At 76.3% G+C, this 24,423-nt stretch carries 20 protein-coding genes; 14 read left to right on the top strand and 6 right to left on the bottom strand.

Annotated elements, in window-relative coordinates; genetic code table 11:
* Positions 1-1,333: 1,333 nt before the first annotated feature.
* The 13 genes from ACFUVW_RS01295 to ACFUVW_RS01235 all read left to right on the top strand — a co-directional run bounded on the left by ACFUVW_RS01295 (position 1,334) and on the right by ACFUVW_RS01235 (position 18,125).
* A complete protein-coding gene (locus ACFUVW_RS01295) occupies positions 1,334-2,194 on the top strand; it encodes a hypothetical protein (RefSeq protein WP_430569536.1) in 861 nt (286 codons plus the stop codon).
* The gene (locus ACFUVW_RS01290; protein WP_430569535.1) at positions 2,191-3,204 is read left to right on the top strand and encodes an HAD-IIA family hydrolase; all 1,014 of its coding nucleotides are present in this window, start codon (positions 2,191-2,193) and stop codon (positions 3,202-3,204) included. The genes ACFUVW_RS01295 and ACFUVW_RS01290 overlap by 4 nt, the downstream gene beginning before the upstream one ends.
* A 258-nt stretch (positions 3,205-3,462) precedes the next feature.
* Positions 3,463-3,759 (top strand): hypothetical protein, encoded by a 297-nt coding sequence (locus tag ACFUVW_RS01285; protein WP_430569534.1) that lies wholly within the window; start codon positions 3,463-3,465, stop codon positions 3,757-3,759.
* Between the two features lie 26 nt (positions 3,760-3,785).
* Positions 3,786-4,655: a TlyA family RNA methyltransferase gene (locus tag ACFUVW_RS01280; protein ID WP_430569533.1), complete on the top strand. Its 870-nt coding sequence runs from the start codon at positions 3,786-3,788 to the stop codon at positions 4,653-4,655.
* A complete protein-coding gene (locus ACFUVW_RS01275) occupies positions 4,652-5,653 on the top strand; it encodes an NAD kinase (protein WP_430569532.1) in 1,002 nt (333 codons plus the stop codon). The genes ACFUVW_RS01280 and ACFUVW_RS01275 overlap by 4 nt, the downstream gene beginning before the upstream one ends.
* A 1-nt stretch (position 5,654) precedes the next feature.
* Positions 5,655-7,424, top strand: a complete 1,770-nt coding sequence (gene recN, locus ACFUVW_RS01270; RefSeq protein WP_430569531.1) for a DNA repair protein RecN — start codon at positions 5,655-5,657, stop codon at positions 7,422-7,424.
* A gap of 5 nt (positions 7,425-7,429) precedes the next feature.
* Entirely contained in the window at positions 7,430-8,623 is a 1,194-nt protein-coding gene (steA, locus tag ACFUVW_RS01265; protein WP_430569530.1) for a putative cytokinetic ring protein SteA, read from the top strand.
* Positions 8,624-8,725: 102 nt separating this feature from the next.
* On the top strand, positions 8,726-9,724 hold the full coding sequence (locus ACFUVW_RS01260; protein ID WP_430569529.1) for a copper transporter: 999 nt from the start codon (positions 8,726-8,728) through the stop codon (positions 9,722-9,724).
* Positions 9,724-10,608 carry a hypothetical protein gene (locus tag ACFUVW_RS01255; RefSeq protein ID WP_430569528.1) on the top strand — a complete coding sequence of 295 codons (885 nt, stop codon included), beginning with the start codon at positions 9,724-9,726 and terminating at the stop codon, positions 10,606-10,608. The genes ACFUVW_RS01260 and ACFUVW_RS01255 overlap by 1 nt, the downstream gene beginning before the upstream one ends.
* Before the next feature lie 4 nt (positions 10,609-10,612).
* On the top strand, positions 10,613-12,280 hold the full coding sequence (murJ, locus tag ACFUVW_RS01250; protein ID WP_430569527.1) for a murein biosynthesis integral membrane protein MurJ: 1,668 nt from the start codon (positions 10,613-10,615) through the stop codon (positions 12,278-12,280).
* 58 nt (positions 12,281-12,338) lie between these two features.
* Positions 12,339-14,024, top strand: coding sequence for a CTP synthase (locus ACFUVW_RS01245; RefSeq protein ID WP_430569526.1), 1,686 nt, complete (start codon positions 12,339-12,341; stop codon positions 14,022-14,024).
* The gene (locus ACFUVW_RS01240) at positions 14,021-14,665 is read left to right on the top strand and encodes an NUDIX domain-containing protein (RefSeq protein ID WP_430569525.1); all 645 of its coding nucleotides are present in this window, start codon (positions 14,021-14,023) and stop codon (positions 14,663-14,665) included. The genes ACFUVW_RS01245 and ACFUVW_RS01240 overlap by 4 nt, the downstream gene beginning before the upstream one ends.
* Before the next feature lie 22 nt (positions 14,666-14,687).
* Complete coding sequence (locus tag ACFUVW_RS01235) at positions 14,688-18,125, top strand: BTAD domain-containing putative transcriptional regulator (RefSeq protein ID WP_430569524.1); 3,438 nt, start codon at positions 14,688-14,690, stop codon at positions 18,123-18,125.
* Here ACFUVW_RS01235 and ACFUVW_RS01230 read toward each other — a convergent pair.
* From ACFUVW_RS01230 to ACFUVW_RS01205, 6 genes are all read right to left on the bottom strand, one after another.
* A complete protein-coding gene (locus tag ACFUVW_RS01230; RefSeq protein ID WP_430569523.1) occupies positions 18,107-18,955 on the bottom strand; it encodes an ABC transporter permease in 849 nt (282 codons plus the stop codon). The genes ACFUVW_RS01235 and ACFUVW_RS01230 overlap by 19 nt on opposite strands.
* The gene (locus ACFUVW_RS01225; RefSeq protein WP_430569522.1) at positions 18,952-19,953 is read right to left on the bottom strand and encodes an ATP-binding cassette domain-containing protein; all 1,002 of its coding nucleotides are present in this window, start codon (positions 19,951-19,953) and stop codon (positions 18,952-18,954) included. The genes ACFUVW_RS01230 and ACFUVW_RS01225 overlap by 4 nt, the downstream gene beginning before the upstream one ends.
* A 106-nt stretch (positions 19,954-20,059) precedes the next feature.
* A complete protein-coding gene (locus ACFUVW_RS01220; RefSeq protein ID WP_430569521.1) occupies positions 20,060-20,788 on the bottom strand; it encodes an aminotransferase class IV in 729 nt (242 codons plus the stop codon).
* A 29-nt stretch (positions 20,789-20,817) separates the two neighbouring features.
* Positions 20,818-21,789, bottom strand: coding sequence for a heme A synthase (locus tag ACFUVW_RS01215; RefSeq protein ID WP_430569520.1), 972 nt, complete (start codon positions 21,787-21,789; stop codon positions 20,818-20,820).
* Between the two features lie 94 nt (positions 21,790-21,883).
* The gene (locus ACFUVW_RS01210; RefSeq protein WP_430569519.1) at positions 21,884-22,681 is read right to left on the bottom strand and encodes an ABC transporter permease; all 798 of its coding nucleotides are present in this window, start codon (positions 22,679-22,681) and stop codon (positions 21,884-21,886) included.
* Positions 22,678-23,709 carry an ABC transporter ATP-binding protein gene (locus tag ACFUVW_RS01205; RefSeq protein WP_430569518.1) on the bottom strand — a complete coding sequence of 344 codons (1,032 nt, stop codon included), beginning with the start codon at positions 23,707-23,709 and terminating at the stop codon, positions 22,678-22,680. The genes ACFUVW_RS01210 and ACFUVW_RS01205 overlap by 4 nt, the downstream gene beginning before the upstream one ends.
* 71 nt (positions 23,710-23,780) lie before the next feature.
* Here ACFUVW_RS01205 and ACFUVW_RS01200 point away from each other — a divergent pair, with 71 nt between their 5' ends.
* On the top strand, positions 23,781-24,419 hold the full coding sequence (locus ACFUVW_RS01200; RefSeq protein ID WP_430569517.1) for an HdeD family acid-resistance protein: 639 nt from the start codon (positions 23,781-23,783) through the stop codon (positions 24,417-24,419).
* Positions 24,420-24,423: the final 4 nt, after the last annotated feature.

The raw sequence follows: 24,423 nt of genomic DNA, 5'->3' as shown, positions 1-24,423 counted from the left end.
ACTGCCCTCGCGAGGGGGTGGGAGAGTAGGACGCCGCCGGACACCCATTCACGAAAGGCCCACCCCACCCGGGGTGGGCCTTTCGCATACCCGGACCTGGCCCACCCGCCGGCACCCGCTGCCCGCCGGCCGCGCCGGCCGCGCCGGCCTCGTGCGCGCACGCAGGCCGGGGGGCGCGACCACCCGGGACGACGTGATGCGGGTCGCCGAAGCGGCTGCGCTGACCGGGGGACCGGAACCGTGGGCGTCCGATCTTCGACGCTGCCCGCCCCGTGACGGTCGGAGGAGCGGGGCGATGCGCCTGGCAGGGGCACGGGGCCCGTGGTGGCATGGGCCGTGGGGGCTCGACCCCGTGCCCGCCGTCACATCGCGAGGCGGCTTCGCGGCCGGTCTCCGGCAGGTGTGGCGTGGGAGAATACGGTTCGTGTCGGCGTCGGAAAGGAAGACCGTGAACGATTCATCGCGGGACGAGAACAAGGGCGGTGCGCGGGGTCGCGCATCGTCGTCCCGTGAAGGGGCTTCCCGCGCGGGATCGCGGGACGGGAACCGTGGCTCGGAGGCGTCCACGGGTGGGCGCGGTGACCGTCCGCAGCGCGGGAGCGCCGAGCGCGGGTCCGGCGCCGGTCGTCCGGCGCGCGACGGGGCGCGCGACGGTCGTGGCGGGTATGCCGGCCGGGGTCGTCCGGAGCGCTCGGACCGCCCTGCGGAGCGTCGGGGCCGTTCGGACGACCGCGAGCGAGGCGACCGGGAGCGTCCTGGGCGCCGGGCAGACGGCGCACGCGGGTACGGCGACGATGTCCGCCGCGCCGATCGCTCGTCCCGCGACCCCCGCGCCCGCCGGGACCTCGGGTCCGGCGACCGCCGCGAGGAGCGGCCCTCGCGCGGTCGCGGTCAGGCCCGCGACGGGTACGGTCGCCGGGACGAGCGCGCCGGTGAGGGGCGAGGCGCAGAGCACCGGACGAGCGAGCGCGACGGCCGCGGTCAGGGCGATGCGCGGGGCGACTTCTCCCGCCGCCCTGGCCAGTACGACGCGCGGGGCCGCGGGGATGAGCGGGGCGACCGACGTCCGTCGGCCCGCGACGGAAGCGGGCGAGCCGGCCGGCCGGGTCCGGACGACCGTCGCGGCTACGCGGGCGATCGTCCGCCAGCGCGGGACGGCCGGGGCGCTGGGCCCCGCCAGGACCCCCGCGGGGGAGGCTCTCGCGGTCCGGCGACGGGCCGGCGCGGCGCGGAGGCGCAGGGCCGCGCAGGAGGCGGGCGCCCCGCTCGCCCGGCCGCCGGTGCCGAGCGGCGCCCCCGCGTCGTCGAGCCGGAGATCGCCGAGGACGCGTCGATGGGCCAGCTCAGCCGGGACGTCCGCGGCCGCCTGCGCGGGCTCACCAAGGAGAACGCCGAGCGCATCGGCCTGCACCTCGTGATGGCGGGCCGGCTCCTCGACGTCGACCCGGAGCGCGCCTACGAGCACACGCAGGCCGCGGTGCGCCGCGGCGGCCGGGTGGACGTCGTCCGGGAGGCCGCGGGGATCGCGGCGTACCGCACCGGGCGGTTCGCCGAGGCGCTCCGGGAGCTGCGCACGGTGCGACGACTCAACGGCTCCTCCGAGCACCTGCCGCTGATGGCGGACGCGGAGCGCGGTCTCGGGCGCCCCGAGCGTGCCCTGGCCCTCGCCGCGAGCGACGAGGCGCGCACGCTCGACGCGGAGGGCCGCACCGAGCTCGCTATCGTCGCGAGCGGGGCGCGCAGCGACCTCGGGGAGCACGACGCCGCGCTGGCGGTGCTCGACCGCATCCCCGCCGCCGATCGGCGCGGCGACCTCGGCCTGCGGGTGCTGCAGGCCCGCGCGGCGGCCCTGGAGGCGGCCGGCCGGCAGGCCGAGGCGGCACAGCTCCTGGCCGGGGTCGACCCGGCCGAGCTCGAGCGCGCGTCCGGGGTGCCGCAGGAGCTCGACGACGTCGTCGTCTACGACACGTACGACGAGGACGCCGTGGACGAGGACCTCGAGGCGGACGACGAGGTTGCTGGTCTGCCCGCCGAGGTCGAGGACGGCGACGCCGAGCCTGCCGAGGCTGACCTCACCGAGGAGCCCGACGGGGCCGAGGCTGACGTGGCCGAGCCGGGCGCCGACCGGACGGAGCAGGCTGAGGCGCCCGAGGCCGACGCGGAGGCGGACGCCCCGGACGCGGGCAAGGCATGACGGCGACGCTGTCGGGCAGCACCGTCCCGCTGGCCGAGGCGCACGACCTCGCCCTGGTCGACCTGGACGGTGTCGCGTACAAGGGCCACCTGTCCATCCCGCACGCCGCGGAGAGCCTGACGGCGGCACGGGCCGCAGGGCTCCGGCTCGTCTTCGTGACGAACAACGCGTCGCGCGAGCCCGAGGAGGTGGCGGGCCAGCTCAGCGGCCTGGACATCCCTACGGCCCCGGACGAGGTCATGACGGCGGCGCAGGCGTGCGCGGCGCTGCTGCGCACCCGCCTGGAGCCGGGCGCGCGGGTCCTCGTCGTCGGAGGGGCAGGGCTGCGGACCGCCGTCGCCGGCGCCGGCCTGACGGTCGTCGACTCCGCGGACGACGCCCCCGACGCAGTCGCCCAGGGCTACGCCGCAGGGCTGGCCTGGAGCGACCTCGCCGAGGCGGCCTACGCCGTGGCCGGCGGTGCCTGGCACGTGGCGAGCAATCTCGACCTGTCGCTCCCGACGGCGCGGGGCTTCGCCCCCGGCAACGGCGCGCTCGTCGGCGCGGTCGTCGCGGCGACGGGGGTCGAGCCGGACAGCGCGGGCAAGCCGTCGCCCACCATGTACCGGCTGGCGGTCGACCGGGCGGGCGCGCAGCGCCCCCTGGTGATCGGGGACCGCCTGGACACCGACCTCGCCGGCGCCCGCGCCGGGGGCCTTCCTGGCCTCCACGTGCTGACGGGCGTGTCCACGGCGCGCGACGCCGTGCTCGCAGAGCCCGGGCTGCGCCCGCACTTCGTCGGCGCCGACCTGCGCGCCCTGCTCGAGCCGCACCCGCTCCCGGAGCGATCCGCCGAGGGCTGGTGGACGTGCGAGGGTCGCGCCGCGCGGGTCGTGGACGGAGCGCTGGAGCTCGATCGCGGGGGCCCGCACGGTATCGACGTGGTCCGTGCCGCCTGCGCGGCCGCGTGGGACGCGGCGGACCGGGGCGCCCCGGTGTCGGCGTCGACGGTCCCGGAGCTGCACGGCTGACGACGGCGCCCCGTGGCCGGCGCCGTCGTGGACCCGCCGGGCGGTCACGACGGCGGCGGACGGCCCGGGGCACGGGTCACGACGGACCTGGTCGAGGGCTGTGCGTCGTGCACGGGACGTCCGCGCCAGCAGGTAGCGTGGACCCGGACCTCGGACGGCGGCATCCCGCGCGACCAGCCGCCCCTCGGACCGGCGGTCCGCGCGCACCCGCACGGGTGCTGGCGACGAGACCACGACCGCGAGCGGCAGGGAGGGACCATGACGCAGGAACAGCCGACGCCCGGGGCCGGGTCCGCCGGCGCGACGGACGACCTCCCTGCCGACGCCCTCCCCGTGCCCGGGCCGACGCCTGGAGCTCCCGCCGGCGCACCCACCGACACGGGCACCGACCCCAGGTCCGGTTCCGGCCTCGACGAGCTGGAGGGCCTGGACGACCTCCCCGTCGCCGAGCACGTGGCGCGCTTCACCACGGTGCACGACACGCTGCGCGCGCGGCTCGACCGGGCACCGGACGCCGGGCGGGACGACGGGCCGGACGCGGGGCCACGGCGTTGACGGCGGCGGCACGCACGGACGTCCGGATGGACGTGGAGCTCGTCCGCCGCGGCCTGGCCCGGTCGCGGCGACAGGCGGTGGAGCTGATCGACGCGGGACGCGTCCTGCTCGGCGACCGCGTGGTCACGAAGCCCTCCACGCCGGTGCCCGACGGCGCGCCCGTCACGGTGCACGCGGACCCCGAGGACCCGGGGTACGCGTCGCGTGCCGGCGGCAAGCTGGCCGGAGCGCTCGACGCGCTCGCGGACGACCCCGCGGGCCGGGACCTGCTGCGGGCGGTCCGCGACGGATGGTGCCTGGACGTCGGCGCGTCGACGGGTGGCTTCACGGACGTGCTGCTGCGCCGGGGCGCGCGCCACGTGGTGGCGCTCGACGTCGGGCACGACCAGCTCGTGCCGACGCTGCGGGAGGATCCCCGGGTCACGGTCCTCGAGGGGTTCAACCTGCGCGACCTCGCACCGTCCGACCTGGAGCGTGCCCCCGACGTCGTGGTGGGCGACCTGTCCTTCATCTCCCTCACGCTCGTGCTGGGACCGCTCGCCGCCGTGCTCCCTCCGCAGGGGCACGCCCTGCTCCTGGTGAAGCCCCAGTTCGAGGTGGGTCGCGAGCGGCTCGGCAGCGGCGGGGTCGTCCGCGACGCCGGCCTGCACGCCGAGGCGGTGCTCGCCGTCGTGCGGGCCGCGGCCGGGCACGGCCTGCGGGCGTGCGCGGTGGTGCCGAGCCCGTTGCCCGGGCCCAGCGGCAACCGCGAGTACTTCTGCTGGTTCCGGCCCGGCGACGGGGGCCCTGCGGCCGCCGCAGAGCCCGCCGCCAGGGCCGCCGTCGCCTGGCAGCCCGGCGCCCCCGACGCGGCGCCGTCCGTCCCGCCCGTCCTGACCGTCGGAGGAGCACCGTGAGCCGCCGAGTCCTCATCGTCACCCACGGGGGCCGCCCGGAGGCCGTGGCGGCTCTCTCCGAGGCCGTGCGCGAGCTCACCGAGGCGGGCTTCGAGGTCGCCCTGCACGACGACGACCTCGCCGAGTCTTTCGGCGACCACATGGCCGCGGCCCGCGCCCGGGAGGGCGTGACCGACTCCGAGGCCGTCATGGTCCTGGGCGGCGACGGCACCATCCTGCGCGCCGCCGAGCTCACGCACGGCACCGAGGTCCCGCTCCTGGGCGTCAACCTGGGGCACGTCGGCTTCCTCGCCGAGAGCGAGCGCGACGACCTGCGGCACGCGGTGCGGCGGCTGGCCGCCCGCGACTACGAGGTGGAGGAGCGCGCCGTCGTCGACGTCGCCGTGCACCTGCCGGGGGAGGACGCCCCCCGGACGGGGTGGGCGCTCAACGAGGCCACCGTGGAGAAGGCGCGGCGTGAGCGCATGGTGGAGGTCGGCATCGCCGTCGACGGCCGCCCGCTCTCGTCGTTCGGCTGCGACGGCGTCGTGATGTCCACGGCGACCGGCTCGACGGCGCACGCGTTCTCCGCGGGCGGGCCGGTGATGTGGCCCGAGGTCGACGGCGTGCTGCTGGTGCCGCTGTCCGCGCACGCGCTGTTCGCGCGCCCCCTGGTGATCGGCCCCCGCTCGACCTACACGGTCAAGGTGCTCGAGCGCAGCCCGGTCCCGGCGGTGCTGACCTGCGACGGCCGGCGGCGCATCGACCTGCCGGTCGGGTCGTGGGTCGAGGTGCGCCGTGGCGCGCTGCCGCTGCGGTTCGCGCGGCTCTCGCCGGCGCCGTTCACCGACCGTCTGGTCTCGAAGTTCTCGCTCCCGGTCGTGGGCTGGCGGGAGCTGGCGGCCAGCCGCCCCGACCACCGGGCGCCGGCGGCCGGGCACGACGCGCACGACGAGCACGACCACGACGAGCACGACCACGACGAGCACGACCACGACGAGCACGACAAGGAGGCGTGAGGTGCTCGAGGAGATCGCGATCGAGAACCTGGGCGTGATCCGCGCCGCCCGGGTCCCCTTGACCGACGGGCTGACCGTCATCACGGGCGAGACGGGCGCGGGCAAGACGATGGTGCTCACCGGCCTGGGCCTGCTCATGGGCGGCAAGGCCGACCCCGCCGCGGTGCGTCCCGGCGCGGACGGCGCCGTCGTCGAGGGCCGGCTGCGCGTGGCCGCGCACCCCTCCGTCGCCGCGCGGGTCGACGAGGCGGGCGGCGAGGTGGACGACGACGGGACGGTCGTGGTGCTCCGCACCGTCGCCGCGGCCGGCCGCTCCCGCGCCCACCTCGGCGGGCGCGGCGTGCCGCAGGCCGTGCTCGCGGAGATCGCGGACGAGCTCGTCACCGTGCACGGTCAGGCCGACCAGCTGCGCCTGCGCACCGCGGCGAAGCAGCGCGAGGCGCTGGACTCGTTCGCGGGCCTCGATCACCAGGACGACCTCGACGCCTACCGGGCGGCGTGGTCGGAGCGTGCGGGCCTGCTGGCGGAGATCGACGACCTCACCGCGCGGGCCGCGGAACGCGCCCGGGAGGCGGAGCTGCTGCGGCTCGGCCTGGCCGAGGTGGAGCGCGTCGACCCGCAGCCGGGGGAGGACGCCGAGCTCACGGCCCTCGTCGGACGGCTGGGCAACGCCGAGCAGCTGCGCGTCGCGGCGCAGGAGGCGCACGACGCCGTCGCGGGCGACGACGTCGAGACGACGGGCAGCGCGGTCGAGGCGGTCGAACGGGCGCGGCGGGCGCTGGAGGCTGCGGCCTCCGACGACCCGGCCCTCGGCGGCCACGCGACCCGGCTCGCCGAGGCCGGGTACCTCCTCGCCGACGTCGCGACCGAGCTGTCGTCGTACGTGAACGACCTGCAGGCGGACCCGGCGGGCCTGGAGACCGCGCACGCTCGCCTCGCGGAGCTCACGACGCTCACCCGCAGCTACGGCGAGACCATCGACGACGTGCTGCGGTGGGCGAGCGACGCCGGGCTGCGCCTGCTCGACCTCGACGACGGCGGCGAGCGGCTCGCCGGGATGCGCGAGCGCACGGCCGAGCTGGACGCCGAGCTCGCCGGCGCGGCGGAGCGGCTGACGGCGGGCCGGCGCAAGGCCGCGGAGTCGCTCTCGGACGCGGTCACGCAGGAGCTGTCCGGGCTGGCGATGAAGGGGGCGCGGCTCGTCGTCGACGTCGCGCCCGCGGACGAGCCCGGGCCCTGGGGCGCCGACCAGGTCGCGTTCCTGCTCGAGCCGCACCCCGGCGCACCCGCCCGCCCGCTGGGCAAGGGCGCGTCCGGCGGCGAGCTGTCCCGGGTGATGCTGGCCGTCGAGGTGGCGCTCGCCACCGCGCGCGTCGAGGCGCGCACGGACACGGGATCGGGCCGGGTCACGGCGCCCCTGCCGACGTTCGTCTTCGACGAGGTCGACGCGGGCGTCGGCGGCCGCGCCGCGGTCGAGGTCGGCCGGCGCCTCGCCGTGCTCGCTCGCAGCACCCAGGTCGTGGTCGTCACGCACCTCGCCCAGGTGGCCGCGTTCGCGGACTCGCACCTCGTGGTGACGAAGTCCACCCCCGACGGCGACGCCGACGGCACTCCCGACGACCGGGCCGGCATCACGGTGACCGGGGTCCGCGAGGTCACGGACGACGAGCGGGTCCGTGAGCTGGCGCGGATGCTCTCGGGGCAGGAGGAGTCCGCGACCGCCCGCCAGCACGCGGTCGAGCTCCTGGAGTCCTCCACCGTGGGACGATAGGGGCGATGAGAATGATCCTGCGCAAGTCCGAGCGTGCGCCCGACGCCGGCGACGAGAGCACCGACGTGACCGGGCCCGCCCGGGTCGGGACGCGGACCAAGGACCTGACCAAGCGGCTGCACGCCGGCGACGTCGCCGTCATCGACCACGTGGACATCGACCGGGTCGCGGCGGACGCGCTCGTGGCGGTGAGCCCGGCGGCGGTGCTCAACGCCGCCCGCTCGACGTCGGGCCGCTACCCGAACGCGGGGCCGGGCATCCTCGTCGACGCCGGGATCACCCTGGTCGACGACCTGGGCCCCGCCGTGATGGCGCTGCCCGAGGGCGCGGCGGTGCGGATCGACGGCGGCACCGTGGTCGTCGACGGCACCACCGTGGCGGAGGGCGTGCGCCAGTCCCCGGAGACCGTCGCGGCGGACATGGTCGCGGCGCGCGAGGGTCTGTCGGAGGAGATCGAGAACTTCGCCGAGAACACGATGACGTACCTGCGTCGCGAGCGGGACCTCCTGCTCGACGGCGTGGGCGTGCCCGACGTGCGGACGAAGTTCGACGGCCGGCACGTGCTCATCGTGGTGCGCGGCTACCACTACCGCGAGGACCTGGCGATGCTGCGGTCCTACATCACGGAGAACCGGCCGGTGCTGGTCGGCGTCGACGGCGGCGCCGACGCGATCATCGACGCGGGCTGGAAGCCCGACATGATCGTGGGCGACATGGACTCCGTGTCCGACCGCGCGCTCTCGTCGGGCGCGGAGATCGTCGTGCACGCCTACCGCGACGGCAACGCGCCCGGGCTGGACCGCGTGCAGGCGCTGGGCGTCGAGCCCGTGGTGTTCCCCGCGACGGGGACCAGCGAGGACATCGCCATGCTCCTCGCCGACGACAAGGGCGCCGAGCTGATCGTCGCCGTCGGCACGCACGCCACGTTGGTCGAGTTCCTCGACAAGGGCCGGGCGGGCATGGCGAGCACCTTCCTCACCCGGCTGCGGGTCGGCGGCAAGCTCGTCGACGCCAAGGGCGTCTCGCGCCTGTACCGCACCCGGATCTCGAACCTGCAGCTCACGCTGCTGTCCTTGGCGGGCGTCGCCGCCGTCGTCGCGGCGCTGTGGTCCACGGCCGCGGGGCAGACGCTCTTCGGGCTGATCGGTGCCCGGATCGACGACCTCGTCTCCTGGGTGGGTAGCCTCTTCGGCGGGTGACGCCCCTGCGCGCCCGCCCGGCACCCCGTCCTGACCCGACCGCCCCGACCCGCCCCGACCCGCCCCGACCCGCCCCGACCTGACAAGGAACCTCTGCCGACCGTGATCGACTTCAGGTATCACCTCGTCTCGCTGATCTCCGTCTTCCTCGCTCTCGCGGTGGGCATCATCCTGGGTGCCGGCCCGCTCCAGGGCACGCTCGGGGACCAGCTCACCGAGCAGGTCGACGCGCTGCGCACCGAGCGCAACACGCTGCGCGAGGAGCTCGGGGAGGCGCAGACCACGGCGCAGGACCAGCGACGCTTCATCGAGAGCGCCGGCGACCAGCTCGTCGCCGGGTCGCTCGCGGGCATGAACGTCGCCGTCGTCGAGGTGGACGAGGTGAGCGACGCGAACCGGAAGGCGGTGCTGGACCAGCTCGAGGCGGCGGACGGCACCGTCGTGGCGCAGGAGCGGCTGGCCGCGTCCTGGACGTCGGCCGACGAGCTGACGATGCGGGAGACGGTCGCGGAGGGGCTGCGCGACAAGCTGCCCGCCGACGCCGTCGAGGGCGTGATCGACGAGGACTCCGGCCCGGCCGAGCTGCTCGCGGCGTCGCTCACCGTGGCGCTCACCGACCCCGCGCCCGCGGGTCCCACGGCGTTCAGCGACGCCGCCCTCGAGCAGCAGCACCTCCTGGAGCAGGTGGGCCTGGTGGAGCAGGTCGCCGAGCCGAGCGCGCCGGCGGACGCGATCCTCCTGCTGTCGGGCGGCGCCACCGGGGCCGACGAGGACGAGCAGACGCAGGACGCCGACCCGGAGCAGACGGGGATGGGCGCGCTCGCCGCGCTCGCGGGGACGTCCGCGGAGGTCGCGGGGACCTCGGTGGTGGCCGGGCCGACGACGAAGGACGGCGACCTGATCGCCACGATCCGCGCCGAGGACCGGCTCGCGGACCTGGTGAGCACGGTCAGCGGCGTGGAGCAGACGACGGGCCAGATCGTCGTGCCGCTCGCGATCGCCGCCCAGGACGCCGGGGCCGTCGACCAGTACGGGTTCGAGGACGGCGCGTCCGTCCTCCCGCCCGTGGTCGAGCAGGGCGAGACGCAGGGGAACGGCTGATGGCGGGCCGGACAGGTGTGGGCGCGCTGCTGCGCGGCGCGGTCGTCGCGGCGGCGGGCACGGCGCTCGCCCGGCGGGCGCTCGAGACCGACCCGCCCGGCGGCGCCGCGCGCTGGACCCGCACCAACCACCGCGGCGAGCCGGTGAGCATGCTCGAGGGTCCGGCTGTCGCGGCCGGGCTCGTCGCCGGGACGCTCGCGACGGGAGGCGGTAGGGAGCGGACCGGCGCCGCCCTCGCGACCGCCGGTGCGGCCGCGTTCGGGCTCGTCGACGACCTCGCCGAGGACACCAGCACCCGCGTCAAGGGCCTCCGCGGCCACCTGGGCGCGCTCGCCCAGGGCCGCCTCACGACCGGCGGGCTCAAGGTGCTCGGCATCGGAGCGACGGCCCTGGCCGGTGCCGCCGTCGGCACCCGGCGGCGTGGCGGGGCGGCGGGTCACCTGCTCGACGTCGCGGTGAACGGCGCCTTGGTCGCGGGCACGGCCAACCTGCTCAACCTGCTCGACCTGCGCCCCGGTCGCGCGCTCAAGGCGTCCGCGGCCCTGAGCCTGCCCGTGGCGGGCGGCGCGGCGGGCGCGGCGACCGGCGTCGTCCTCGGGGCGGCCGCCGTCGCGGCGCCGGGGGACCTCGCGGAGCGCGACATGCTGGGCGACGGCGGCGCGAACGCGCTCGGCGCGCTGGCCGGCGCGCAGTGGGCGTTCGGCGCCCCGCGCGCGGTGCGTCTCGCCGCGCTGGCGTCGGTCGTCGGCCTCACCCTCGCGTCGGAGCGCGTGAGCTTCTCCGCCGTCATCGAGCGCACGCCCTGGCTGCGCGCCGCGGACGGCTGGGGGCGCCGCCCCCCGGAGGGGCAGGACCCGGTGCCGGAACCCACCGCGGGGGAGTGAACCCATGACGTCGCGCCCGGGCGGGCTGCGGGCGGCGACGCAGACGCTCGCCGGCGCCGCGGCGATGATCACCGTCGTCACGGTGGCGAGCCGGCTGGTCGGGTTCGCCCGGTCGCTGGTGCTGTCGTGGGCGGTGGGCACCGAAGGCGTCGGCTCGGCGTACAGCGCGGCGAACCAGCTGCCCAACGTGCTGTTCGAGGTGGCCGCGGGCGGTGCGCTCGCGGGTGCCGTCGTGCCCCTGCTCGCGGGACCGATCGCCCGGCGCTCGGCGCGGGAGACCTCCGGGGTGGCCTCGGCGCTGCTCGGGTGGACCCTCGCGGTGCTCGTGCCGCTCGGCGCCCTGCTCGCGATCCTCGCCGGGCCCATCGCCGGGCTGCTCATGAGCCGGCACCCGGAGCTCGTGGACGTGACCGCCACCTTCGTGCGGACGTTCGCGCTCCAGGTGCCGCTGTACGGCCTCGCGGTCGTGCTCGGGGGCGTCCTGCAGGCGCACAAGAGGTTCTTCTGGCAGGCCTTCGCGCCGCTGCTGTCCAGCCTCGCGGTCATCGCCGTCTACCTCGTGTTCTTCGCGATGGCGGACGGGAACCAGGCGGACGTCGCGGCGCTGTCCACGGCCGCCATCGCCTGGCTCGGCTGGGGGACGACGGCGGGCGTCGCGTTCCTCGCGCTGCCGCTGGTGCTTCCCGTGCGCCGGACGGGCACCCGGCTGCGCCCCACGCTGCGCTTCCCGGGCGGAGAGGGCGCCCGTGCGCGCAACCTCGCGCTGGCGGGCGTCGGGGCGCTCGTGGCGCAGCAGCTGTCGGTGCTCGCGGTCATGGGGGCGGCGTTCCGGTTCGGGCCGGAGCAGACCTTCCCGACGTACACGTTCGCCCAGCAGGTCTACCTGCTGCCCTACGCGGTGCTGGCGTTCCCGCTCGCGACGAGCGCCTTCCCGCGGCTCGCGGAGCACGTGGCGCACGGCCGCCTCGACCGCTTCCGCGGGCTGCTGGCCACGACCACCCGGACCCTGCTGGTCGTGTCCGGACTGGGGGTGGGCGCGCTCGTCGCCGCCTCCGAGGCCGTGGAGGCGGTGTTCGCCCGCATCGCGTCCGGCTCGGTCGCCGGTCTCGGCGAGGCCGTGGCGTGGATGGCCCCGGGGATCCTCGGCTTCGCGCTGATCCTGCACCTGTCGCGCGCGCTGTACGCGATCGACCGCCAGCGGGCGGCGGTCGTCGCCACCGCGGCAGGATGGCTGGTCGTGGCGGCGGCGGCCTTCGCGCTGCCCGCCGCGACGGGCGTGCGGGGCCAGGCCGGCGTCCTGGCGATGCTCGGCCTGGCGACCTCGCTCGGCATGACGGTGGCCGCCGTCGGGCTGCTCGCCGCCGTCGGCCGGCTCGCCGGGCGCGAGGCGCTGCGGGGGGTCCCGCGGACCCTCGTCGTGCTCGTCGTGGCCACGGCGCTGGGCTCCTGGGCGGGTTCGCTCCTGTCGGGTGCGCTGCTCCCGGCGGACGCCGCGATCCTGCTGGCGCTGGGGGTGGGCGTGCTCGCCGCCCTGGTCGCGGGCGGCGTCGTCGTGGGCGGCTTCCTGGTCGCCGACCGCTCCGCCGTCACGGGGATCGCGCGCCGCGGCCGCCCGGTGCCCGCGGACGCGTCCGCCGAACCGGCCGAACCGGCCGACCGGCCCGCCGAGTGACCAGACGCACCGCGCGGCCCGCGTGCCGGCGGGCCACCCGCTGTTAGCATGGAGTTCCGTGGCCGACACCAATCGACTCCAGCCCCGCTCCTCCAGCCGCACGGGTGCCACGCACCAGACGCGGCACATCTTCGTGACGGGCGGTGTCGCCTCGTCGCTCGGCAAGGGACTCACCGCCTCCTCGCTCGGGCGCCTGCTGCGCTCGCGGGGCCTGCGGGTCACGATGCAGAAGCTCGACCCGTACCTCAACGTGGACCCGGGCACGATGAACCCGTTCCAGCACGGCGAGGTCTTCGTCACCGAGGACGGCGCCGAGACAGACCTCGACATCGGTCACTACGAGCGGTTCCTCGACGTCGAGCTGCCGGCCTCCTCGAACGTCACGACCGGCCAGGTCTACTCCCGCGTGATCGCCAAGGAGCGCCGCGGCGAGTACCTCGGTGACACGGTCCAGGTGATCCCGCACATCACGGACGAGATCAAGTCGCGCATGCGCGACCAGGCGAGCCCCGACGTCGACGTGATCATCACCGAGATCGGCGGCACCGTCGGCGACATCGAGTCGCAGCCGTTCCTCGAGGCCGCGCGCCAGGTGCGGCACGAGCTCGGCCGCGACGACTGCTTCTTCCTGCACGTCTCGCTCGTGCCCTACATCGGCCCGTCGGGCGAGCTGAAGACGAAGCCGACCCAGCACTCGGTGGCGGCGCTGCGCTCCATCGGCATCCAGCCCGACGCGATCGTGCTGCGCGCCGACCGCGTGGTCCCGGAGTCGATCAAGCGCAAGATCGCGCTCATGTGCGACGTCGACAACGAGGCCGTCGTCAACGCCGTCGACGCGCCGAGCATCTACGACATCCCGCGGGTGCTGCACGCCGAGGGCCTGGACGCCTACGTCGTGCGCCGCCTGGACCTGCCCTTCCACGACGTCGACTGGGACGGCTGGAGCCAGCTCCTGGAGCGGGTGCACGAACCCGAGCACAACGTCGAGATCGCGCTCGTCGGCAAGTACATCGACCTGCCCGACGCGTACCTGTCGGTGACCGAGGCGCTGCGCGCCGGCGGCTTCGACAACGACGCGAAGGTCGGCATCCGGTGGGTGGCCGCCGACGACTGCCAGACCCCGGAGGGTGCGCAGGAGGCGCTGGAGGGCGTCGACGCGGTGCTGGTGCCCGGCGGCTTCGGCGTGCGCGGCATCGACGGCAAGGTCGGCGCCCTGCGCTGGGCGCGCGAGAACCTCGTCCCGACGCTCGGCATCTGCCTCGGCCTGCAGTCGATGGTCATCGAGTACGCGCGCAACGTGCTCGGGCTCGAGGACGCGTCGTCCACCGAGTTCGACCCGAACAGCACGCACCCGGTCATCGCGACGATGGCCGAGCAGCTGGCGATCGTGGGCGGCGAGGGCGACCTGGGCGGCACCATGCGGCTCGGGGCGTACGACGCGCACCTCGGGGCCGGTTCGGTCGTCGCCAAGGCGTACGGGAGCGAGCGGGTGTCGGAGCGCCACCGGCACCGGTACGAAGTCAACAACACGTACCGCGCCCAGCTCGAGGAGGCCGGCCTGGTCTTCTCCGGCACGTCGCCCGACGCCCAGCTCGTCGAGTTCGTCGAGCTGCCCGCGGACGTGCACCCCTACTACGTGAGCACCCAGGCGCACCCGGAGTTCAAGTCGCGCCCCACCCGTTCGCACCCCCTGTTCTCCGGCCTCGTGGCCGCCGCGCTCGAGCGCCAGGGGAACCAGGCGTGAGCGGCGAGCCGATCACGCGCGCCGTCGCCGACGAGATCGACCCGCGCCCCGTCCTGCAGCGCACGACGCTGCACCGGGGCCGCGTCATCGACCTCGTGCGGGAGGACGCCGACCTGGGCGAGGCGGGCGTCGTGACCCGCGAGTACGTCGACCACCCGGGGGCGGTCGCCATCGTGGCCCTGGACGACCAGGACCGCGTGCTGCTCCTGCGGCAGTACCGTCACCCCGTCCGGTCGTACCTGTGGGAGGTGCCCGCCGGGCTGCTGGACGTCGCCGGCGAGCCCGCCGTGGACGCGGCGGCCCGCGAGCTCGCCGAGGAGGCCGACGTCGCCGCGCAGCGGTGGGCGGTGCTCGCCGACTACGCCACGACACCGGGCAGCAGCAACGAGGCGGTCCGGATCTTCCTGGCCCGCGGCCTCACGGACGTGCCCGAGGCGGACCGCCACCTGCGCACGGCGGAGGAGGCCGACATGGAGGTGCGCCGGGTGCCGCTCGACGAGGCGGTGGCGCTGGTCCTGGACGGCAGCCTGCACAACCCGTCGGCCGTGGTGGGCATCCTCGCCGCGGCCGCGAGCCGCGCGGGAGGCTGGGCGTCGTTGCGCGACGTCGACGCGCCCTGGCCGTACCGGCGCACGGCCTGAGGCGCCGGTAGGCTCCCCAGGCGTGGGTGACGCCTCCGACCGCGACGCCGGGCCCGACCGCGGTGCCCCGGGCGGCGTGGAGACCCCACGGGTGCGCGTGCTCGGCCCGGTCCGTGTCGCGGTGCCGGACGGCGGGGCGCGGGCCCCGCGCGGCGCCCGTGCCGCCGCGCTCGTGGCCCTGCTCGCCCTCGGGGGCGCGCGCGGCGTCGCGTCCGCCTCCCTGGTCGACCGGCTCTGGCAGGAGTCGTTGCCGGCCGACCCGCGGGCCGCGCTGCAGAACCTGGTCTCGCGGCTGCGGGCCGTGGCCGGCCGGGGCATCGTGCGGGCGACCGAGACGGGGTACGCCCTGGGCGTGCCGTCGGACCTCGCGCTCGCGCGCGACGCCCTGGCGGCGGCCCGCCGCGAGCTCGTGGCGGGCGACCCGTCCTCCGCGGCGGCGACGGCGGAGCAGGCCCTCGGGCTGTGGGACGGGGCGCCCGGCGGTGACCTCGAGGGCGGCGAGTTCGCCGCCGTCGCGCGCGAGCTCGCCACGGTGGCCGGTCGCTGTCGGGGCGAGCTGCGGGTGGTGCGCCGGGACGCGGCGGAGGCTGACGGGCAGCACGCCGTGGTCGCCGAGCTCGCCGGGGCGGACGTCGCCGCGGACCCTGCCGACGAGGACGCGGCCCGCGCGCTCATGGGCGCGCTCGGCGGGCTCGGCCGGCCCGAGGAGGCGCTGCGCGTGTTCACCCGGCTGCGCTCCGTGCTGGTCCGGGAGCTGGGCAGCGACCCGGGGCCCGCCACGGTCGCGCTCTACGAACGCCTCGCGGCGGACGCCGGAGGGCGGGGCACCGCGGACGAGCAGACCGTCGCGCCCCGGCCGTCCCCAGGGGCTGCGCCGGGCGCCCCGGGTGCCACGGGTGCCACGGTGCCGGACGGCGGGACGGCCCGCGGGCTGCGGAGCTACCCGACGCCGCTCCTCGGCCGGGAGGGGGACGTCGCCGCGGTGCGCGAGGCCCTCACCACGTCCCGCCTGGTGACCGTCCTCGGCCCGGGCGGGCTCGGCAAGACGCGGCTCGCGCAGGAGGTCGCGCGACGGTCCGTCCCGGGTGCCGGGCTGGTCGTCGTCGTGGAGCTGGTGGGCGTGCGCTCGGACGACGACGTCGTCCTCGCAGTGGCCGACGCCCTCGGCGTCGCGCCCGGCGCGGGGTCGCTGCGGCTGGCCGACCGGCTCCAGGTGCGGGATCTGGTGGGGGAGATCACCGCCCGGCTGCGCGACGTCGACGCCCTCGTGGTGCTCGACAACTGCGAGCACGTCGTGGAGGGGGCGGCCTGGTGGGCGGGCCTCCTGCTGGGGGTGTCGTCGCGCCTGAGGGTGCTGGCGACCAGCCGCACCCCGCTGCTGCTCGAGGACGAGGCCGTGTACGAGCCGGCCCCGCTCGGCGCCGACCCGACGGACGAGGACGGCGGGCCCGCCGTGCGCCTGTTCGTCGAGCGCGCCCGCGCCGTCCGCCCGGACGCGCTCCTGGACCGCGCGGCGGTGGCACGGCTGTGCGCCCGGCTGGACGGGCTGCCGCTGGCGATCGAGCTCGCGGCCGCGCGTGTCCGCACCCTGAGCGTCGCGGAGGTGGAGCAGCGGCTCGACGAGCGCTTCGCCCTGCTGCGGGTGCGCGACCGGTCCGTCCCGGACCGGCACCGCACCCTCGAGGCCGTGCTGGACTGGAGCTGGAACCTGCTGACGCCCGGCCAGCAGGCGCTGTGGCGGCGAGCGGCCGTCCTGCCCGACGGGTTCTCCTCGGAGGCGGCGCGCTCGCTGCTGCCGGACGCCGCCGGGTGGCGGGTGGACGACGACGTCGACGCGCTCGTGCTGCAGTCGCTCGTGCGGGTCGAGGAGGCCGACGGCGCCTCCCGCTACCGCATGGTCGAGACGGTGCGGGAGTTCGGGCTGCTGCGCCTCGCGGACGCGCACGAGGGCGCGACGGCCGACGACGCCGTCCTGGCCTGGGCCCTCCGGGTGGCCCGACGGTGCGCGTCGCGCATGCTGTCGCCGCGCCAGCGCGAGGCCGTCGCGGAGCTGGGCCGCGAGCAGGAGAACCTGCTCTTCGCGGTCCGGCGCGCGATGGAGCTCGGCCGCCCGGAGGTCGTGGTGCACGGGTTCGTCGCGCTGCTCGGGAGCTGGGCGGTGCGCGGCGCCGAGGAACGGGTCGTCGGACTGGTGCCCGGCGTGCTGCACGCCCTCGAGGGATGGCCGGTGCCCGAGGAGCACACGGACGCCACGGCGATCGCCCTCGAGGCGATCGCGGCGGCCTCGGTCTTCGGGGTGCCGGGCACGGCGGCGCGCCCCCTGGCGCGGCTGCGGCGCCTGCTGCGCACCAGCGCGACGGTGGGGGCCCGCACGCGCGAGCTCGCCGATCTCGTCCTGGCGCGGACGCCCGAGGAGTCGATGGAGGTGCTCGCCCGGCTGCAGCGGTCGCAGGACGGGTACACGGCGCTCCTCGGGCACATGTTCGAGGCACAGCAGCGCGAGAACGACGGGGAGATCGCGCGCGCCGTCGAGCTGGCGCGCGCCGCGCACGACGTCGCCCGCGGGATCGACGACGCGGCGGCCGCGGCCATGACGGCGATGGTCCTGGCGTCGTTCCTCACGGAGCACGGCGAGGCCGAGGAGGCCGCGCGCTGGGTCGCCGCCGCGAAGGACGGCGTCGCCGCGATCGGCGCCGAGGAGATGCAGTGGCAGGTGCGGTGGATCGAGCTGGGCTCCGCTCTCACGCTGGGGCACCTCGATGCCGCCGAGGCCCTCGTCGAGTCCATGGTGCCCGCCGCCGACGGCGGCCTCGACGGGCGGGAGGCCCAGGCCCGCGGCGTCGTCGAGCTGGGACGGGGCGAGCTGGCGTGGGCGCGCGGGGATCGCGCGGAGGCGCTCGTCCGCCTGGGACGGGCGCTCGAGACCTTCGGGGCCGGCCAGCCGCAGGGCGACGCGGCGCCGTGGTTCCTGCTGCTCGCGTCGGCCACCCTCGTCCGCCGGGTGCAGGCGGGGGCCGACGACGGCGGGCTCGTGCGCCGGATCGTCGACGTGGGCCGGCGCTTGCGGGGCGACGGGCGCGGGTTCGTCGACCGGCCGGTCCTCGCGACGTCGTCGGTGGGCGTCGCCTGCTGGGCCTGCCTGGGCGGCGGCCCGGCGGGCGGGGACGGCCCCGGGCAGGACGACGGCCGCGCGGCCGAGGGGGCCGAGCTGCTGGCGCTCGCGGGCCGGCTGGGCGCGCGCCAGGACCTGCCCGCGCTGCGGCTCGACCGCCTGCGCGTCGAGGTGGCGGACGCCCTCGGCGGGCGCGGTGCCGAGATCGTCGGCGCGGCCGAGCGGCGGGCCGAGGCCCTCGGCAACGACGAGCTGGTGGCGCGCGCGGAGGAGCTCCTGGTCCGCCTCGCGGGGGAGGCGGACCAGGAGCTCGGGCCGGACGGGCCGGCTCAGGCCTTCTTCATGTAGCTGCGCACGGCGAGCGGGGCGAAGACCGCCACGACGACGGCGCAGCTCAGGAGCGCGATGCCGACCTGGTCCGTGACGCTGCCCGTACTGGCGAGGTCGCGGACCGCGGTCACGAGGTGCGACACCGGGTTGACGTTGACGAAGCCCTGCAGCCAGCCGGGCATCGTGTCCACCGGGACGAACGCGTTGGACAGGAAGGTCAACGGGAAGAGCACCAGGAACGAGATGCCCTGGACCGAGGACGCGGACCGGCCGATGACGCCGAAGAACGCGAAGATCCAGCTGAGGGACCAGGCGCAGACGATCACGAGCAGGCCCGCCAGCAGCACGCCGCCGACGCCGCCCCCCGGGCGCCAGCCCATGACCAGGCCCATGACGACGGTCAGCGTGGTGGCGATGAGGTAACGCACGAGGTCCGCCAGCAGGGCACCCGCGAGCGGGGCGATGCGGGCGATGGGCAGCGACCGGAACCGGTCGAACACGCCCTTGTCCATGTCCTCGCGCAGCTGGGTGCCGGTGACGGCGGACGCCGTGATGACGGTCTGCACGAGGATGCCGGGGATGATGACCGGCAGGTAGGCCGCGATGCTGCCGGAGATCGCCCCGCCGAAGATGTACGTGAACATCAGCGTGAAGATGATCGGCTGCACCGTGACGTCGATGAGCTGCTCCGGCGTCCGGCGGATCTTGATGAGCCCGCGGCGGGCCATGGCCAGCGAGTCCGAGACGGCCTGGCCGGCGGTCACGCGGTTGCGCAGGGCGCGTTCGGCGCCGGGGACGATGCGCCCGCCGGGCGCCACCGGTGCGGGGGTGGTGGTGAGGGTGGTCATGCGGAGATCTCCTCGGGCTCGGGGGAGCCGGCGCCGGCTCGGTCGGTCGTGGACTGGTCGGTGGCGTCGTGGCCGGTCAGCGTCAGGAACACCTCGTCGAGCGTGGGCTTGTCCATCGACAGGCCGTCGAGGTCGACGCCGGCGCCGCGCAGGTGGACCAGCAGGTCCGTGACGCGGGCGGGGTCGGCAACCGGGACGGTGAGGCGCCGCGCCTCGGGGGAGACCGTCGCGGCGACGCCGAGCACGTCCTGCACCGCCGCCTGGGCCGCCGGGGCGTCGTCGGGGCGCACGAGGGCGAGCTGCAGCGACTGCTGCCCCACGGACGACTTGAGCTCGTCCCCGGTGCCCTCCGCGACGACGTGGCCGCGGTCGATCACGGCGATGCGGTCGGCCAGCTGGTCGGCCTCGTCGAGGTACTGCGTGGTGAGCAGGACGGTAGAGCCCGTCGCGACGAGGCGGCGGATGGTCTCCCACATCTGGGCGCGGGTGCGCGGGTCGAGGCCGGTGGTCGGCTCGTCCAGGAACAGCAGGGGCGGCTGGGCGATGAGGCTCGCCGCCAGGTCGAGGCGACGCCGCATGCCGCCGGAGAAGTTCTTCAGGGGCCGCGCGGCGGCGTCGGTGAGGCTGAACTCCTCGAGCAGATCGCGGGTGCGACGCGTCGCGGCGGAGCCCTTGAGCCCGTTGAGGCGGCAGAACAGCAGGAGGTTCTCGGTGGCGCTGAGCGTCTCGTCGACGGATGCGTACTGGCCCGTCACGCCGATGAGCTGCCGCACGACGAACGGCTCGCGCGCGACGTCGTGGCCGAAGACGGACGCCCGGCCGGCGTCCGGGCGCAGCAGGGTCGCCAGCATGCGGATCGTGGTGGTCTTCCCGGCGCCGTTCGGGCCGAGGACCCCGTGGACCGTGCCGGTGGCGACCTCGAGGTCGACCCCGTCCACGGCGCGGTTGTCGCCGAACGTCTTGACGAGGCCCTCGGCCTCGATCGCGGTGGTGGTCATGGCACCACCGTGCGGGGCGCCGCTCGCAGCGTGCTGTCACGGCGCTGTCACGCGGTCGCGCCGCGACTGTCACGTGCTGGCGCCGCTGCCGTCAGCCGGTCAAGGCCTACGGCGGGGCCCAGGGCAGGGCGGCCACCCGCCGCCTGATCGCCTCCACGTGCGCGGTCGCGTCCGGGAGGTCCGTCCCGTCGACGGACGCGACCGCGACGATGCCGATCGAGTTGACGAGGAACGCCCCGGCGGACCGGCCCAGGTCGTCGACGTGCACCGGGCCGGTGCGGGTCGGCGTCGTCTCCTCGACCAGGGCGAGGCCGGTGCCGCGCAGGTGCGGGGCGTCCGGCCAGAGCACGTCGCCGTCGGGCCCGAGCACGCCGACGTTCGCGACCGTGGACTCCGCGACGGCGCCGTCGGGGCTGACGAGCAGCGCGTCGTCGTGCCCCTCGCGCCCGGCCTGTCGTGCCCACTGCGCCTGCGCGAAGCCGCCCAGGTGCTTGAGGTGGGCGAACGGGCGCAGGTACGGCACCGACCGCAGGCGTTGGGGGCGTGCGGGCGGGCGGCGGGGCTCGCCGACCTGGACGGCGACGTGCTCCGGGTCGCGCAGGACGACGCGGACGGAGGCGTCGGCCTGCCCCGCCAGGGCGTGCCGCACGAGGCGGCGGACGCGATCGCCGTCGAGCGGCAGCCCGAAGATCTCGCGGTGGGCGGCGTCCAGCCGTCTCAGGTGGTGCTCCAGGCCCTGCACGCCGCCGCCGCGCACCTGCATGGCGGTGAAGTGTCCGTCCGTGGACGCGACCTGCTCGGCCGTCGCGGGGCGGCCGTCGACCTCGATGCGCACGCCTGCACCGTAGCGCGCGGACGGCGGCGTCAGGCGCGGGTGCGCAGCCTCAGGACGGCGTTCGCCGTGGCCCACGTGAGGCAGCCGGCGCCCACGAGGTGGATGCCGACGAGCAGCTCGGGCAGACCGGTGAAGTACTGGACGTACCCGACGAGGCCCTGCGCCAGGGTGACCGCGAGCAGCAGCCAGGCGCCCTTGCGGGCCGCGGAGACCCGCGGGCCGGCAGGCGCGCGGTGCAGCAGGACCAGCAGCGCCACGAGGGCGAGCGTGAACAGCCACACGCTGGCCGAGTGCGCGCGGGTCATCGTCAGCGGGTCGAGCGCGAGGCGGTAGCCCACCTCGGTGTCGCCGGAGTGCGGGCCGGAGCCCGTCACGAGCACGCCCAGCGTGACGACGGGGATCAGCAGCAGGCCGAGCAGGGCGCCCGCCGTCGCCACGCCGCGGCCCGCGACGCGGCGCGGTGGGCCGTCGCCCTCGCCGTGCCGGTGCAGCAGGTACGCGCTGAACCACACGAGCGCCACCGAGACGCCGAAGTGGAGGGAGACCCAGCCCGGGTGCAGGTGCAGCAGGACGACGACGCCCCCGATGACCGCCTGGGTGAGCACGCCGGCGAGGGGCACGATGCCGAGCGCCCGGTAGGACTCGGACCGGCTCCGGTCCGTCCAGACGAGGACCAGCAGCATCACGCCGATGACGCTGAGGACGCCCGTCATGGTCCGGTTGCCGAACTCGACGAAGGAGTGGATCGAGGACGCCTCGTGGAAGACCGGCGTGAAGTGTCCCGGCTCGCACATCGGCCAGGTGGAGCAGCCGAGCCCCGAGTCGGTGAGGCGGACGGCGCCTCCCGTGCCGATGATGAGGATCTGCCCGATGACGTTCGCGAGCAGGACGCCGCGCGTCCACGGCCGGAACCGGGCGAGGCGGTCGGGGCGGTCGGTCCGGTCGGGCGTGGTGCCCGCGCCTGCCTCGGGGGCGGGCACGGCAGGGCTCGGCGAGGTCACGGGTCCACGGTATCGCCAGGCGCGCGCCGTTCCTCCGCCTCGGCCGGCCTCGCGGTGTGACCTTGGCCCGTTCCCGCGCCCCGCGCCGACGCCGTCACTGCCAGCGGAAGAACCGGGCGGCGGCCCAGGAGAACAGCGCGGTCCACGCGGCGAGCACGCCGAGCGCGAGCGCGGGGACGCCGGTGCCGAGCAGGGCGCCCCGCATCGCCTCGCCGAGCGCGCCCGAGGGCAGGAACGCCGCGAGGTGCTCTAGCGGGCCGGGGAGCTGCTCCGGCGGCACCAGCAGCCCGCCGCCCACGACGAGGAGCACGAGGACGAGGTTGGCGAGCGCCAGCACGCCCTCGGCGCGCAGCGTGCCCGCCAGCAGGAGCGCGAGCGCGGTGAAGCACGCCGTGCCGAGCAGCCCGACGCCCACGGCCGCGAGGATCCCGCCCGCCGCGGGCTGCCAGCCCAGCGCGAGGGCGACCGCGCCGACGACGACGACCTGCACCACCTCGACGGCCAGGACGCCCAGCAGCTTGCCGGCGAGGAGCCCGCCGCGCCCGAGCGGCGTCGTCGCCAGGAGCCGCAGCACGCCGTTGCGGCGGTCGAAGGCGGTCGCGATGGCCTGCGAGGTGAACGCCGTCGAGACGCAGGCGAGCGCGAGGACGCCCGGCGTGACGAAGTCGATGCGGGACAGGCCGCCGGTGTCGATCTCGACGACGCTGGTGCGCGTCAGGCCCACCAGCACCATGACCGGCAGCACGATCGTGACGAGCAGCTGCTCGCCGTTGCGCAGCACGGCCCGCGTCTCGAAGCCGGCCTGCGAGAGCACGCGCCGCCAGGCAGGGGCGGCGAGCGCGGGGGCGGGTGCTGGGGCAGGTGCAACGGCGCTGCCCGTGGGGGTGGTCATCGCAGGTGCCGTCCCGTCAGGTCGAGGAAGACGTCCTCCAGCGTGCGCCGGCCCACGGTGAGGCGGCTCGCGAGGACGTCGTGGTCGGCGAGCCACCCGGTGAGCGCGGTCAGGGCGCGCGGCCCGACGGGCCCCGCGACGACGTACGAGCCGGGCTGCGGCTCGGTGACCGTCCAGGTGCCGGCGCCACCCGGGTCTCCGAGCGCGGCGGCGACCGCCGCGACGTCGAGGCCGGGCACGGCGTCGAAGCGCAGCGTGCGGTCGGCCTGCGGGTCGGGGGAGAGGAGCTCGGGCACGCTGCCGCTCGCGATGACGCGGCCGTGGTCGACCACGTGCACGCGGTCGGCGAGATCCTCGGCCTCGTCCATGAGGTGCGTCGTGAGGACGACGGCGGTGCCCTCGTCGCGCAGCTCGCGCACGAGGTCCCACACCGCGTGGCGGCTCTGCGGGTCCATGCCGGCGCTCGGCTCGTCGAGGAAGACCACCTCCGGACGCCCGACGACCGCGGCCGCGAGCGACAGCCGCTGGCGCTGCCCGCCGGACAGGCGCCGCACCGTGGTCCGGGCGAACGACCCGAGGCCGAGACGCTCGCCGAGCTCGCCCAGGTCCCGCGGCGCCGCGTACATCGAGGCGACGTGCCGCAGCACCTCGCCCGCTCGGGCACCGGTGGGCAGCCCGCCGTCCTGCAGCATGACGCCGACGCGGGGGCGCAGCGCGCGGGCGTCCGCCACGGGGTCGAGGCCGAGCACGCGCACGGTGCCGCCGTCGGGGGAGCGCAGCCCCTCGCAGCACTCGACGGTCGTGGTCTTGCCCGCGCCGTTCGGGCCGAGCACGGCGGTGACCGCCCCCGCGTCGGCGACGAGGTCCAGGCCTGCGACGACGTCGCGCCCGTCGTAGCGTTTGACCAGGCCCCGCACGCGGACGGCGGCCTCGGCAGCGGGGTCGACGGAGCCGGCGCGCGGGTCCTCGGCAGAGTGCGCGGACGGCGTGACGCCGTCCGCGCCCGATGGCGCAATCGAGGTGGGCACCGGAAGATTCTACGGACGTCGCCCGGCCGGGCGGCGCACGTGCGGACGACGACCCGAGGAGCACGACGGACATGACCTTCTACGCGTTCACGCCGCCCCAGGACGTCGCCGCGCTGGCGCGGCGGCTCTGGTACTGGCCCGTGGTGCGGGGCGTGCTCGCGCTGCTGTTCGGTCTGCTGGCGATCTTCTGGCCGGACAAGACCCCGACGGCGCTGGTCCAGGTCTTCGGGGTCTTCGTGCTGGTGGACGGGCTCGTGAGCGTCGTCGACGGGATCCGCCGCCGGGGGACGTCGGCGGGCTCGGTGAACACGGGCATCGGGATCGTGGCGCTCGTGTTCGGCGCCCTCCTGCTGCTCCTGCCCAAGGTGTTCCTCGGCGTGGTCCTCATCCTCGTGGCCATCTGGGCGCTGCTCTTCGGCCTCCTGCAGCTGTTCGTCGTGCCGGCCATGCGCCGACGCGGCGGGGCGTCGTGGGTGTGGAACCTGCTCGCCGGCCTGCTGCTGGTCGCGCTCGCGGTGGTGTGCTTCGCCAACCCGTCCGACGCGATCGTCGGCCTGTCCATCGTGATCGGCGTGTTCGCGGTGGTCATCGGGATCGTGATGATCGCCCTCGGGGTCAAGCTGCGCCAGCTCGGGCAGCAGGGACCCGGCGGGGGGCAGGGCGGCCGTCCGGGCGAGGTCATCGAGGGGCGCATCGTCACCGACGAGTGACGTT

The organism is Isoptericola sp. NPDC057391, from assembly GCF_042668085.1.
Classification (GTDB): Bacteria; Actinomycetota; Actinomycetes; order Actinomycetales; family Cellulomonadaceae; genus Isoptericola.
Note: the sequence above shows the minus strand (reverse complement) of the source record. Positions and strands in the feature narration are given on the sequence as shown.

Excerpts from the sequence above, each read along its gene's own strand:
- steA (WP_430569530.1), top strand. The coding sequence starts at position 7,430 with ATGAGAATGATCCTGCGCAAGTCCGAGCGTGCGCCCGACGCCGGCGAC.
- ACFUVW_RS01230 (WP_430569523.1), bottom strand. The coding sequence starts at position 18,955 with ATGACCACCCTCACCACCACCCCCGCACCGGTGGCGCCCGGCGGGCGC.
- ACFUVW_RS01210 (WP_430569519.1), bottom strand. The coding sequence starts at position 22,681 with ATGACCACCCCCACGGGCAGCGCCGTTGCACCTGCCCCAGCACCCGCC.
- ACFUVW_RS01255 (WP_430569528.1), top strand. The coding sequence starts at position 9,724 with ATGGCGGGCCGGACAGGTGTGGGCGCGCTGCTGCGCGGCGCGGTCGTC.
- ACFUVW_RS01225 (WP_430569522.1), bottom strand. The coding sequence starts at position 19,953 with ATGACCACCACCGCGATCGAGGCCGAGGGCCTCGTCAAGACGTTCGGC.
- ACFUVW_RS01285 (WP_430569534.1), top strand. The coding sequence starts at position 3,463 with ATGACGCAGGAACAGCCGACGCCCGGGGCCGGGTCCGCCGGCGCGACG.
- ACFUVW_RS01290 (WP_430569535.1), top strand. The coding sequence starts at position 2,191 with ATGACGGCGACGCTGTCGGGCAGCACCGTCCCGCTGGCCGAGGCGCAC.
- ACFUVW_RS01280 (WP_430569533.1), top strand. The coding sequence starts at position 3,786 with ATGGACGTGGAGCTCGTCCGCCGCGGCCTGGCCCGGTCGCGGCGACAG.
- ACFUVW_RS01295 (WP_430569536.1), top strand. The coding sequence starts at position 1,334 with ATGGGCCAGCTCAGCCGGGACGTCCGCGGCCGCCTGCGCGGGCTCACC.
- ACFUVW_RS01200 (WP_430569517.1), top strand. The coding sequence starts at position 23,781 with ATGACCTTCTACGCGTTCACGCCGCCCCAGGACGTCGCCGCGCTGGCG.
- murJ (WP_430569527.1), top strand. The coding sequence starts at position 10,613 with ATGACGTCGCGCCCGGGCGGGCTGCGGGCGGCGACGCAGACGCTCGCC.